Raw genomic sequence first — 12,740 nt, 5'->3', positions numbered from 1 at the left:
AACCAATATTTTCACCGGTAAAGCATGGTGATAAACAGAGTTTCCTAATCAAAGAAGCCATTGTAATTAAATACTATAAATGAAGGTTTACATGGAATAGCATGATTTGCATCAATGTTTGTTCAGAAAAGTCGGGAGAAGAGGTAACTATGTCGCAATATGAAAATATGATAAAACGTCAGCGTAAGTGGATGTTTTACCTTCTCGCAATACTGGTTCTGGGAGCAGGATTTACGCCATATACCAGTATCTTTCTCGGGCTTCTTTTGGGTAGTGTTGTCAGTTTTTATAATTTATATCTATTACAAAAGAAGATAGTTGATTTTACAGAAGCTGTAGCAAAGGAAGAAAAGGCCAGGGGACTGGGAACCTTTTCGAGATTTGCAGCGGCTGCGTTGGCAATAGTGATTGCCCTCAGATTTGAAGAGGACGTAAACATTATTGCTGTGATCATCGGATTAATGACATCATATCCAGTCATTATGATAGATTTTGCTATGTTCAAAAATAAGGATTAGTGCTTGAAAGAGGGGTGAATAAAGTGGATCACGGCGCACCGATAATAGAAAATGTATTTGGAATATCCTGGTTGAGTGTTAATTTATCAAATGTCCTTATGATTGCTGTAACTTCCATCATCGTATTTGTACTTTGTGTATTAGGTGCAAGGCATTTGCAAATGAAGCCAACCGGTGTACAAAATGTAATGGAATGGATCCTTGATTTTATCAAAGGAATTATTAATGACACGATGGACTGGAAAACAGGGAAAATTTTTCTGCCATTGGCACTAACATTATTTACATATATTTTAGTTGGTAATTTGTTAGGGGTCATTACAAATGGTGTATTTCACGGTGAAATATGGTGGAAATCACCAACTGCAGATGCAAGTGTCACACTTACATTATCTGCAATGGTAATTATATTGACACATTTCTATGGAATTAAATTGCGTGGCGGAAAAGAATATGTCAAAGACTATTTCCGACCAGTACCATTTTTAGCGCCAATCAAACTGATTGAGGAATTTGCAAACACCTTGACACTCGGCTTACGTTTGTTTGGTAACTTGTTTGCAGGTGAGGTTCTGCTTGCATTATTAGTGGGACTGACAGCCTCAGGTGTACTAGGATTTATAGGTGGAGCAATTCCATTCCTTGCATGGCAAGGGTTCAGTGTGTTTATTGGGGGAATCCAGGCATTTATCTTCACAATGCTTGCGATGGTTTACATGTCACATAAAGTCAGTGAAGAACATTAAAATTGTTAATGAACCAGTTTTAGCAGCAGAAACCTGCTAGAACCGGAATTATTAAAAACTTATACAATAATCTTGAGGAGGATTTATATTATGGGAGCTTTAGCAGCTGCAATCGCAGTAGGATTAGGCGCATTAGGCGCTGGTGTTGGTAACGGTCTTATCGTAAGTAAAACAGTTGAGGGAATCGCTCGTCAGCCGGAATTAAAAGGTCAATTGCAAACTACAATGTTCATTGGTGTTGGTCTGGTAGAGGCTGTTCCGATTATCGGTGTGGTAATCGCATTAATGGTAATGTAATTAAATATGTCAAACAATAATGGCGAAGATAATCTTCCAGAAGAACCTTCGCCGTTGTTTGTAAGTTAATTACTCGATTTTTCTATGCTTAATAAGTGACAAACTACTATACATGTAATATTCACTACAGAAGGTGAAAGGAGTGAATTCTGTGCATATATTCGCTAATTATTCAATGGTTTATGCGGCGCTTGGCGGTCTTCATGTTATAGATATGGCTGTACAACTGTTCTTCTTTATTGTACTGCTTCTCCTAGTGAAAAAGTTCGCATGGGGCCCTGTCATGAACATGATGCAAAAGCGTGAGGAATATGTTGCCGGCGAAATCGAAGCCGCAGAAAACAGCCGCGCTGAAGCAGAGAAAGCTTCAAAAGAAGCACTTGAACAATTGAAGCAAACAAAACAGGAAGCACAAAAAATTATTGAAGATGCAAAAAATGCAGGTGTCAGACAAGAACAGGATATTATTGAAGCTGCCCGTTCCGAAGCTGCACGCATTCAAGAAGCTGCTCAGGCAGATATTCAAAACGAAAAAGAAAAAGCATTACAGGCATTGCAGGATAAAGTTGCATCATTATCTGTACTTATTGCAAGTAAAGTAATTGAGAAAGAAATTAGTGCACAGGATCAAGAGAAATTGATCAATGACTATATTAAAGAGGTAGGAGAAGAGCTATGAGTGAAGCGGTAGTTGCTAAACGTTATGCAGAAGCTCTTTTCCAACTCGGAAATGAAAAAGCTACATTGGATCAAATGGTTGATGATTTTCAAGTAGTGAAAGAAGTTTTTCAAGCAAATAACAAATTAAATACATTCCTGAAGCATCCACGTATTAATAATACGAAAAAGAAACAGTTTCTTGATGAAGTGTTTCAAGGTCTAGATCCAGATGTTATAACTACATTAAAATTACTAGTAGATCGTCATCGTACGGACATCGTTCCATCCATGGTTGACCATTTCAATCAATTCGTTAATGATGCAAAAGGAATTGCAGAAGTAACAGTATACTCTGTTCGAAAGTTATCAAATCCTGAAAGATCGCAGCTTGTAGCATCGTTTGTCAAACGCTTTAATAAAAGCACGTTTGAGATTAATAATGTTATTGATCCAACATTGATCGGCGGTGTGAAAATCCGTGTAGGTAACACGATTATTGATGGTTCTATCAGCAGAAAACTACAACGGATCGAACGGGATATTGTAACTGCAAACAAATGATGATAGGGGTGAAATGGTATGAGCATTAAAGCTGAGGAAATCAGTACACTGATAAAAACGCAAATCGAAAATTTCGATGCTGAAATTGAAGTAAATGATGTCGGGACAATTATTGAAGTTGGTGACGGTATCGCACGTGCTCACGGTCTTGACAATGTTATGGCACAGGAGCTTGTAGAGTTCCCGAATGGTGTCATGGGATTAGCGCAAAACCTGGAAGAAAGTAACGTAGGTATCGTTATTTTGGGCCCATATACAGATATTAAAGAAGGCGATGAAGTTCGTCGGACAGGACGTATCATGCAAGTACCTGTAGGTGAGGAATTGATAGGTCGTGTAGTTAACCCGCTTGGACAGCCGATTGATGGCAAAGGCCCGGCAAACACTACAAAAACGCGTCCTATCGAAACGCCTGCTCCTGGTGTAATGGATCGTAAATCAGTTGATGAACCATTGCAAACAGGGATTAAAGCAATTGACGCACTTGTACCGATCGGTCGTGGTCAGCGTGAGCTTATTATCGGGGACCGTCAAACAGGTAAAACAACTGTTGCGGTTGATACGATTCTAAACCAGGCAGATCAGGATATGATTTGTATCTATGTGGCAATTGGACAAAAAGAATCAACAGTAAGAAATACAGTAGAAACATTCCGCCGTTATGGTGCATTGGATTATACCATTGTTGTAACTGCAGGTGCATCAGATCCAGCTCCATTATTATACCTAGCTCCTTATGCAGGTGTAGCAATGGGTGAGGAATTTATGTATAACGGAAAACACGTACTTGTTGTTTATGATGATTTATCAAAACAGGCGTCAGCATACCGTGAACTTTCCCTGTTACTACGTCGTCCTCCAGGTCGTGAAGCATTCCCAGGGGATGTATTCTACATTCACTCACGTTTATTGGAACGTGCTGCAAAATTAAGTGACGCATTAGGTGGCGGTTCATTAACTGCACTTCCATTTGTTGAAACACAAGCAGGTGATATTTCTGCATATATTCCAACAAACGTAATCTCGATTACCGATGGACAGATCTTCTTGCAATCAGATCTATTCTTCTCTGGTGTACGTCCAGCAATAAACCCAGGACTTTCGGTATCACGTGTTGGTGGTTCTGCGCAAATAAAAGCAATGAAAAAGGTTGCCGGTACACTACGTCTGGATTTAGCATCTTTCCGTGAACTGGAAGCATTCTCACAGTTCGGTTCAGACTTGGATAAAGCAACGAAAGCAAAACTTGATCGTGGGGAACGTACGGTTGAGGTTCTAAAACAAGGATTGCATAAACCATTAGTTGTTGAAAAACAGGTTATGATTCTTTATGCATTGACTAAAGGATTCATAGATGATATTCCAGTTGGAGATGTTACACGTTTTGAAGCAGAATTCCATGTATGGTTAGACAGTAACCGTGCAGAATTGCTTGCGTCAATCCGCGAAACAGGTAAACTTCCTGAAACTGAAGACATGAATGATGCGGTTGAGTCATTTAAGAAAACATTCTTACCAACAGAGTAATGAATAGATAATTTTAAAATAGTGTTTACAGAGATTGGAGGATGAAACAAGGGCGGGCATTCCTGCAGCCTGGCCATTCAGATTCCTTTTTCTGACCTAGTTGGAAAGTGTGGTGAAAAGCTTGGCATCACTAAGAGATATTAAAGGTCGTATGGATTCGACTAAAAAAACAAAACAAATTACTGCAGCAATGGAAATGGTATCTGCCTCCAAGATGAGTAAAGCAGAACAAAATGCAAAGTCATATGTGCCATACAGTGAAAAGATACAGGAAGTTGTGGCAAGTATTGCTGCCAATAATACAGATGTTTCACATCCAATGCTTAGTAAGCGTGAAGTGAAAAAGACTGGTTATCTTATCGTCACTGCAGATAAAGGTCTTGTAGGTGCGTATAATAGCAGCATCCTGAGACATTTGCAGCGGACGATTCAAGAGAAACATCAATCTTCTGATGAATATACAGTTATTGCAGTTGGCCGTAAAGGCTATGATTTCTGTCAAAAACGTGATATACCAGTATCTAAAAGTATGATTGGACTTGCAGATCAACCGAAATTTGCAGATATTAAAGAACTTGCATCAGAAACGGTTCAAATGTTTATTGATGAAGAAATTGACGAATTGATCATTTTCTACAACCATTATGTGAGTGCCATTTCACAGCAGGTAACAACTAAGAATTTATTACCAATTACAGATATCGAAACAAACGGATCAGGCAGCCAGTACGAATATGAGCCTGATCAGCAGCAAATATTAGAAGTACTTTTACCACAGTATGCTGAAAGTTTAATCTTTGGCGCATTACTAGATGGTAAAGCGAGTGAGCATGCGGCGTCAATGACGGCGATGAGAAGTGCAACAGATAATGCTGAAGATCTTATCGGCGAATTGGAATTGTCATATAACCGACAACGCCAAGCAGCTATTACACAGGAAATCACAGAAATTATTGGTGGAGTAGCTGCACTGGAATAGCTCCTCACCATGGATAAGATAGTTAGGAGGGAAATCGATGAGCAAAGGATATGTTACTCAAGTTACGGGACCTGTCGTAGACGTAAAGTTCGAAGACGGACAGCTTCCGGATATTTATACCGCTTTGACCATCAATGCTGAAGCAACAGATGAAGGTCAGGTAGGTATTGACCTGACAGTAGAAGTTGCACTTCACTTAGGTGACCATAGTGTACGCACAATTGCTATGTCATCTACAGAGGGTGTTAAGCGTGGTATGGAAGTGGAAAATAAAAATAGACCTATTTCTGTACCTGTTGGTGATGTTACACTTGGTCGGGTTTTTAACGTATTAGGCGAAAAAATTGACCTTGATGAACCACTGGCAGAAACCCGTTTAGACCCAATTCATCGTCCATCACCTAAATTTGAAGACCTTTCAACCGAAACTGAAATTTTGGAAACAGGTATCAAAGTAGTAGACCTATTAGCACCATACATTAAAGGTGGTAAAATCGGTTTATTTGGTGGTGCGGGTGTTGGTAAAACAGTATTGATTCAGGAATTAATTAACAACATCGCATTAGAGCACGGTGGTCTTTCTGTGTTCGCAGGTGTTGGTGAACGTACACGTGAAGGTAATGACCTTTACTATGAAATGAAAGACTCTGGTGTTATCACGAAAACAGCCATGGTATTCGGTCAGATGAACGAACCACCTGGAGCGCGTATGCGTGTAGCATTAACAGGTTTGACAATGGCTGAATATTTCCGTGATGAACAAGGGCAGGATGTGTTGCTCTTCATCGATAATATTTACCGTTTCACACAAGCAGGTTCTGAAGTTTCCGCACTTCTTGGACGTATGCCATCCGCGGTTGGTTATCAGCCGACACTTGCTACTGAAATGGGACAATTACAAGAGCGAATTACTTCAACAAATAAAGGTTCAGTTACATCCATTCAGGCTATTTATGTACCTGCCGATGACTATACTGACCCGGCACCAGCAACAACGTTTGCGCATCTTGATGCAACAACAAACCTGGATCGTAAATTATCCGAGCAAGGTATTTATCCAGCGGTTGATCCATTAGCGTCCACATCTCGTGCATTGGACCCGGAAATCGTTGGGGATGAACACTATGAAGTAGCACTTGGAGTTCAACAAACACTTCAGCGCTACAAAGAGCTTCAGGATATTATTGCAATCCTTGGTATGGATGAATTAGGTGACGATGACAAACTTGTCGTTGGACGAGCACGTCGCATTCAGTTCTTCCTATCACAAAATTTCCACGTTGCTGAACAATTTACAGGTCAAAAAGGTTCTTACGTTCCCGTAAAAGAAACAGTGCAGGGCTTCAAGGAAATTTTAGATGGAAAATACGATGACCTTCCGGAAGATGCATTCCGTCTGGTTGGACGTATTGAAGACGTAGTTGAAAAAGCAAAAGGTATGGAATAATAGACAATTGGCTAGAAGTACATAGCAGAGCAGAAATGCTTTTCTAACAAGAGGTCAGTACATCCGTATTGACCGGCTTCGTGCCAGTTTTAGGAGGGGTTACATTGAAAACACTAACTGTGAGTGTTGTTACTCCTGATGGTCCGGTACTGGAAGATAGCTTTGAAATGGTTAGCTGTAAAGCAGAAAGTGGCGAACTTGGTATTCTGCCAGGCCATATCCCACTAGTTGCTCCACTGTCAATCAGCGTTGTTCGGCTAAAGCGCGAAAATGGTACGGAGAAACTAGCTGTAAACGGTGGATTTATGGAGGTAAGACCAGATAAAGTAACTATTCTTGCTCAATCTGCAGAAAAGCCTTCTGATATCAATGTCCAGCGTGCGAAAGAAGCAAAAGAACGCGCTGAACGCCGGCTGCAGTCCAAACAAGACAGCATCGACTTCCAACGGGCAGAATTAGCACTCAAACGAGCAATGAACCGAATAAATGTTGGTCAATAATAAAGAATCTCTTATGACAAATGTTGTAAGAGGTTTTTTTGTGTAAGAGTATTGCGCTTATAACAACGGTAATTCTATAGATTGCGACGTAACTGCTCAGTTGATTTCAACTTGGGACGGATGTTTCGCGGGTTGAATGAATTATCAGGATTTGGGGTACTTCTCTGAGCTCAAACAACGAGAAATAATTTGCCACCGGTTACATTGAGCGCTTCTCTAAGCCCAAATAGCAGAAATAATTAGCTACCGGTCACACATAGAGCGTGCCTCTAAGCCCAAACAACCAGAAATAAGTAGCTACCGGTCACAGAGGGCACCTCTCTGAGCCTAAATAGTCAGAAACAAGTAGCTATCGGACACATAGGGCGCCTCTCTGAGCCCGAATAGTCAGAAACAAGTAGCTACCGGTCAAATAGAGCACCTCTCTAAGCCCAAATAGCCAGAAATAATTGTCCACCGGTCACATAGAACTTCTCTCTAAGCCCAAACAACCAGAAATAAGTAGCTACCGGTCACAGAGGGCACCTCTCTGAGCCTAAATAGTCAGAAACAAGTAGCTATCGGTCACATAGGGCGCCTCTCAGAGCCCAACAACCAGAAACAGGTAGCTAACCGAGTCACATAGAGCGCCTCTCTAATCCCAAATAGCCAGAAATAATTAGCTACCAGTCACATAGAGGATATTTCGGTAGGTGGCTGATATGGTGATGAAAGTGTGGTTATATTTCCTGAGATGGCGATGGAATTATCATCGCTAATTTTACTTCGCAACTGACTTCAAGTAGTTATTAAAAATATCATAATTTAACCACATAAAAAAACTCCATATTATTTATGAAATTAACCCTTACAATTTATGTCGATATTTCCCGGGAAATGAGAATACTTTCTACATATTCTGCACAGCTTAATAAAAGACAGTTCTTACCGTTGACATTTACAGCAAGAAATGGCACAGTTACTATTAGTGAAATTTAATAAGGGTGGTTTTTATGATTGGAATAGGCGAGCTGGCAATAATAAGTATGCTTTCCCATTTAATATTTATTTACATCACATGGAGAGTCGTACTGACTATAAATTTTGACCCTTTAATCAGAAAAGGACGAACAACAGAAGCTAAGATTTTATTGTTGTTTATTACGATTGTAATTGGTTCGGGAGTGAGCCGCTTTTTCCTGGAGATACTCCAATGGTCTCGGGATCTATTGTATCTCTTCTAAACTGGCAATCTAGCAATATGTCGGAATTTGTTTAGTATGTTCATAGATCTCCCAGTTCATACTGTAAGTAATTACAGTACGTTCAGGGGGATTTTATTATGAAAAAGTTTCTGCTTATAAGTCTGATGCTGCTAGCAATTAATACAGATACACCATCAATGGATATGGAAGTAAGTGAATTGTCAGATATAGCTGGTTACATAACGAGTAAGAAAATGACGGTTGACAGCTGGCAGGTTACTGTCAAAGAACAGGTGGACAGAAAAAAACTGGAACGTGTAATAAAAGATCTTGAACAAGAATATTCACTCACGGTCAGTGAAGATGAAAATAGTTTAAAATATTCATTTCACAACACTCATAAACGTGAGAGTATTGTCGAATATTATAACGTCATTATTCCTAAAAATGAAAGGCAGAATAGCGAACTAGTTGGTGTTTTAAAAGGTGGAAGCTGGGATAGCTCAGTAAAAGATTCATACCAATTAAGACTTGAAAAAATGATAGAGAAATTGTTCACAAAATCTGCGAACAAATTTGCTTGTCTGACAACTGGAGAAGATGGTATAATGGGAAGTGATTATTTTATTAGAGATTTCGTGAAAAGCTTCAATGTACAACAAATTGATACACAATTCGACACAGTAAAAAATTCGATGCATAAAAAGTTAATTTACGGGTACATACCACTATGGAATAATAAAATCACTATAGTGGATAAACCAGTGAATTTGCAAATTGCGGTGATAGAGAGCGAAACAGGAGATCCGATTTATACCATAGGAACACCTATCCTAATAAATGAATATTAATATTATGAAATGGATTTGAAGGAGATTTGAAAACATGGAAAAAATCATCGTAAGAGGTGGAAACCAGTTAAACGGCACTGTTAAAGTCGAAGGTGCCAAAAATGCAGTACTTCCTGTAATTGCTGCGAGTATCATCGCGAGTGAAGGGAAAAGTACAATTACTGAGGTTCCAGTCCTGGCAGATGTATATACAATCAATGAAGTAATACGAAATATGAATGCAGATGTTGATTTCGATGCATTAAACAATACAATAGTTGTAGATGCTTCTAAGGAACTGAAGACTGAAGCACCATTTGAGTATGTTCGTAAAATGCGTGCATCTGTTTTGGTTTTAGGGCCATTATTAGCACGTTATGGCCATGCCAAAGTGGCAATGCCTGGTGGCTGTGCGATCGGTTCACGTCCAATTGATTTACATTTGAAAGGCTTTGAAGCAATGGGTGCTGAAGTACACGTTGGAAATGGATTTGTTGAAGCACATGTGAATGGGCGTTTAAAAGGTGCAAAGATTTATTTAGATATGCCAAGCGTTGGAGCTACTGAAAATATTATGATGGCAGCAGCTTTGGCGGACGGAAAGACAATCATTGAAAACTGTGCAAAAGAACCTGAAATCGTTGATCTGGCAAATTATTTAAATAAAATGGGTGCAAAAATTGTTGGTGCTGGAACAGAAACAATTCGTATCGAAGGCGTAGATAAACTGCATGGAACAGAACATATGATAATTCCTGACCGTGTGGAAGCAGGCACGTTCATGGTGGCAGCTGCAATTACTGGAGGAAATATTCTGATAGAAAATGCGGTTAGCGAGCATTTGCGTTCTGTTATTTCCAAACTGGAAGAAATGAATGTAACAGTAATTGATGGAGATGAAGGACTTCGTGTTATAGGACCTGAAAACCTAAAGGCAACAGATATTAAAACATTGCCGCATCCCGGTTTTCCAACAGATATGCAATCACAGATGATGTCATTAATGCTATGTGCAACAGGTACAAGTGTTATTACCGAAACAGTATTTGAAAATCGTTTTATGCATGTCGAGGAATTTCGCAGGATGAATGCGAAAATGAAAATCGAAGGACGCAGTGTCATCATTGAAGGGCCTTCTGATATGCAGGGAGCGGAAGTTGCTGCAACAGATCTTCGTGCAGCCGCAGCACTTATTTTAGCAGGACTTCGTGCAGAAGGTCATACACGTGTTACTAAATTAAATCACCTGGACCGCGGTTATGTTAATATAACCGGCAAACTGGCAGCCCTTGGTGCTGATATTGAACGGGTTGATGAAAATGGTAATATAGTGGAGCCGTTCATACAAATCGATCTTAAATCAGAAGATGTTATGGCAGAATTATCCTAAAATCGTAATAATAAATATTGTATGTCAGAAAAGGCAGATGGAATGTACACATTTCATCTGTCTTTTTATATTCTCGAAACAATTCACACTTTAATCACATAATTTTACTTTTAATAAAATAATAATACAAATTTTGAGGAAAATATTATCTTTTCATTTCAATAATGATGTGATAGAATTGAATGAAAATTGATAATAATTTGTGTTTGAAAAATAGTAAAATCATAAAAAGGAGCTTGCATCTATGAAACTTTATATCTCTGTTGATATGGAAGGGATTACCGGTCTTCCTGATTATACGTTTGTTGATTCAAGTAAACATAATTATGAACGCGCGCGAAAAATTATGACAGATGAAACCAATTATGTAATTGAGTCTGCATTTAAATACGGCTGTAATGAAGTGCTCGTAAATGACAGCCATTCGAAAATGAATAACATACTAATCGATCAGCTTCATCCAGAAGCAAAATTAATTACCGGTGATGTGAAAGCGCTATCTATGATGCAGGGCATCGACAATACATACGGTGGTGCAATGTTTATTGGCTACCATGCCAGGGCAGGACAGTTTGGGGTTATGTCACATGCGATGATTCATGCGGTAAGAAATTTCTTTGTAAATGACAAACCGGTGGGAGAAATGGGATTAAATGCGCTGGTGGCTGGTCATTTTGGTGTACCAGTTTTATTGGTTGCCGGTGATGACCAGGCAGCAAACGAAGCTGAAGAATTAATTCCCAATGTAACAGCTGTTGCAGTCAAGGAGACAATTTCCAGATCTGCTGTGAAGAGTTTAACACCTAAAAAAGCAGGAGAGCTATTGAAGGAAAAAGTGGGATTGGCACTGGAGAACCGACATCTTGTAAAACCCTTGGTGCCACCAGAAAATCCGGTATTAAAAATTGAATTTAATAATTATGGCCAGGCAGAATGGGCAAATCTTATGCCAGGAACAGAAATTGTACCAGGGACAACTATAGTAAAATATCAGGCAAGAAATATGATCGAAGGCTTCCAGGCAATGCTTGTCATGACAGAGCTCGCAATGCGGACAGCTTTTTCATAATACTAGTCTGTAATTATACGAAAAACAGCCTCAGATAATGACAAAACTAGAAAATACAAGATCAATAGACTGTCAAGTTTCATCCGGGGGTGAAAGTTCATGCTTCGCTACATATTAAAACGCTTGCTTATTATGGTTATTACCTTATGGATTATCATCACGTTAACCTTTATATTGATGGTCAGCATTCCAGGCTCTCCATTTAATAGTGAAAGGTCATCCAATGAGACGATTCAAGCAAATTTGGAGTCTCACTATAATCTGGATGAGCCATACCACATCCAATATCTGCTCTATTTGAAATCAATTGTTACCTTTGATTTTGGCCCATCTATAAAGAAACCGGATCAATCTGTAAATGAATTACTTGGACGGGGTTTTCCGATTTCGTTTGAACTGGGAATTGTAACAATTATTGTTGCTGTAATTTCAGGAATTATTTTAGGGATTATTGCTGCACTGCGTCATAATGGCTTCATCGATTATATGGCAATGGGAATTGCGGTGCTTGGTATATCCATTCCTAACTTTATTTTAGCAACATTGCTGATTCAGCAGCTAGCGGTAAATTTCGATATATTTCCTGTTGCTACATGGAAAAGCCCGGCACATATGGTCCTTCCCACACTTGCTCTTGCTACAGGACCAATGGCCATTATAGCAAGGCTTACAAGATCAACAATGCTTGAGGTATTAACACAGGATTATATCAAAATGGCCCGGGCAAAGGGACTCTCTCCATGGAAAATCATTATAAAACATGCTCTTAGGAATGCGTTGATGCCTGTGGTGACGATTATGGGGACATTGCTTGCAGGTATTTTAACAGGAACCTTTGTAATCGAGCAGATTTTTGCGATACCAGGCATGGGGAAATATTTCGTTGAAAGCATTAACCAGAGGGACTACCCGGTTATTATGGGTACAACGGTATTTTACAGTGCGTTCCTGATTATCATGCTCTTCCTAGTGGATATCGCATATGGAATACTTGACCCTCGTATAAAAGTAAATAAGCAAGGAGGAGAATAA

The 12,740-nt window shown here is 39.4% G+C and carries 14 protein-coding genes; all 14 read left to right on the top strand.

Annotated features, from left to right (window positions below; genetic code table 11):
- Positions 1–149: 149 nt before the first annotated feature.
- On the top strand, positions 150–518 hold the full coding sequence (locus tag CIL03_RS12430) for an ATP synthase subunit I (protein WP_094886183.1): 369 nt from the start codon (positions 150–152) through the stop codon (positions 516–518).
- Positions 519–541: 23 nt separating this feature from the next.
- Complete coding sequence (gene atpB / locus CIL03_RS12425; RefSeq protein ID WP_094886182.1) at positions 542–1,264, top strand: F0F1 ATP synthase subunit A; 723 nt, start codon at positions 542–544, stop codon at positions 1,262–1,264.
- 90 nt (positions 1,265–1,354) lie between these two features.
- The gene (atpE, locus tag CIL03_RS12420; RefSeq protein WP_094886181.1) at positions 1,355–1,561 is read left to right on the top strand and encodes a F0F1 ATP synthase subunit C; all 207 of its coding nucleotides are present in this window, start codon (positions 1,355–1,357) and stop codon (positions 1,559–1,561) included.
- A 175-nt stretch (positions 1,562–1,736) separates the two neighbouring features.
- Entirely contained in the window at positions 1,737–2,240 is a 504-nt protein-coding gene (atpF, locus tag CIL03_RS12415; RefSeq protein WP_094886253.1) for a F0F1 ATP synthase subunit B, read from the top strand.
- On the top strand, positions 2,237–2,782 hold the full coding sequence (locus tag CIL03_RS12410) for a F0F1 ATP synthase subunit delta (RefSeq protein WP_094886180.1): 546 nt from the start codon (positions 2,237–2,239) through the stop codon (positions 2,780–2,782). Before atpF ends, CIL03_RS12410 begins: the two co-directional genes overlap by 4 nt.
- 18 nt (positions 2,783–2,800) lie before the next feature.
- A complete protein-coding gene (gene atpA / locus CIL03_RS12405) occupies positions 2,801–4,309 on the top strand; it encodes a F0F1 ATP synthase subunit alpha (protein ID WP_094886179.1) in 1,509 nt (502 codons plus the stop codon).
- A gap of 121 nt (positions 4,310–4,430) precedes the next feature.
- Positions 4,431–5,288, top strand: coding sequence for an ATP synthase F1 subunit gamma (atpG, locus tag CIL03_RS12400; protein WP_094886178.1), 858 nt, complete (start codon positions 4,431–4,433; stop codon positions 5,286–5,288).
- 37 nt (positions 5,289–5,325) lie between these two features.
- Entirely contained in the window at positions 5,326–6,735 is a 1,410-nt protein-coding gene (atpD, locus tag CIL03_RS12395) for a F0F1 ATP synthase subunit beta (protein WP_094886177.1), read from the top strand.
- A gap of 104 nt (positions 6,736–6,839) precedes the next feature.
- On the top strand, positions 6,840–7,235 hold the full coding sequence (locus tag CIL03_RS12390; RefSeq protein WP_094886176.1) for a F0F1 ATP synthase subunit epsilon: 396 nt from the start codon (positions 6,840–6,842) through the stop codon (positions 7,233–7,235).
- A 992-nt stretch (positions 7,236–8,227) separates the two neighbouring features.
- On the top strand, positions 8,228–8,458 hold the full coding sequence (locus CIL03_RS12385) for a DUF1146 family protein (protein ID WP_094886175.1): 231 nt from the start codon (positions 8,228–8,230) through the stop codon (positions 8,456–8,458).
- Between the two features lie 98 nt (positions 8,459–8,556).
- Positions 8,557–9,270: a YwmB family TATA-box binding protein gene (locus CIL03_RS12380; RefSeq protein ID WP_094886174.1), complete on the top strand. Its 714-nt coding sequence runs from the start codon at positions 8,557–8,559 to the stop codon at positions 9,268–9,270.
- A 34-nt stretch (positions 9,271–9,304) separates the two neighbouring features.
- On the top strand, positions 9,305–10,639 hold the full coding sequence (gene murA / locus CIL03_RS12375; protein WP_094886173.1) for a UDP-N-acetylglucosamine 1-carboxyvinyltransferase: 1,335 nt from the start codon (positions 9,305–9,307) through the stop codon (positions 10,637–10,639).
- A 244-nt stretch (positions 10,640–10,883) separates the two neighbouring features.
- Positions 10,884–11,708 carry a M55 family metallopeptidase gene (locus CIL03_RS12370; protein WP_094886172.1) on the top strand — a complete coding sequence of 275 codons (825 nt, stop codon included), beginning with the start codon at positions 10,884–10,886 and terminating at the stop codon, positions 11,706–11,708.
- A 99-nt stretch (positions 11,709–11,807) separates the two neighbouring features.
- On the top strand, positions 11,808–12,740 hold the full coding sequence (locus tag CIL03_RS12365) for an ABC transporter permease (RefSeq protein WP_094886171.1): 933 nt from the start codon (positions 11,808–11,810) through the stop codon (positions 12,738–12,740).

The organism is Virgibacillus indicus, assembly GCF_002266285.1.
GTDB lineage: Bacteria > Bacillota > Bacilli > Bacillales > Amphibacillaceae > Virgibacillus_K > Virgibacillus_K indicus.
This window is presented reverse-complemented; position numbering and strand designations above follow the sequence as displayed.

Bases quoted from the DNA above. Each gene is read 5' to 3' on its own strand.
- murA (WP_094886173.1), top strand. From the start codon at position 9,305: ATGGAAAAAATCATCGTAAGAGGTGGAAACCAGTTAAACGGCACTGTT.
- atpA (WP_094886179.1), top strand. From the start codon at position 2,801: ATGAGCATTAAAGCTGAGGAAATCAGTACACTGATAAAAACGCAAATC.
- CIL03_RS12385 (WP_094886175.1), top strand. From the start codon at position 8,228: ATGATTGGAATAGGCGAGCTGGCAATAATAAGTATGCTTTCCCATTTA.
- CIL03_RS12410 (WP_094886180.1), top strand. From the start codon at position 2,237: ATGAGTGAAGCGGTAGTTGCTAAACGTTATGCAGAAGCTCTTTTCCAA.
- atpF (WP_094886253.1), top strand. From the start codon at position 1,737: ATGGTTTATGCGGCGCTTGGCGGTCTTCATGTTATAGATATGGCTGTA.
- CIL03_RS12365 (WP_094886171.1), top strand. From the start codon at position 11,808: ATGCTTCGCTACATATTAAAACGCTTGCTTATTATGGTTATTACCTTA.
- atpD (WP_094886177.1), top strand. From the start codon at position 5,326: ATGAGCAAAGGATATGTTACTCAAGTTACGGGACCTGTCGTAGACGTA.
- CIL03_RS12380 (WP_094886174.1), top strand. From the start codon at position 8,557: ATGAAAAAGTTTCTGCTTATAAGTCTGATGCTGCTAGCAATTAATACA.
- CIL03_RS12430 (WP_094886183.1), top strand. From the start codon at position 150: ATGTCGCAATATGAAAATATGATAAAACGTCAGCGTAAGTGGATGTTT.
- atpE (WP_094886181.1), top strand. From the start codon at position 1,355: ATGGGAGCTTTAGCAGCTGCAATCGCAGTAGGATTAGGCGCATTAGGC.
- CIL03_RS12370 (WP_094886172.1), top strand. From the start codon at position 10,884: ATGAAACTTTATATCTCTGTTGATATGGAAGGGATTACCGGTCTTCCT.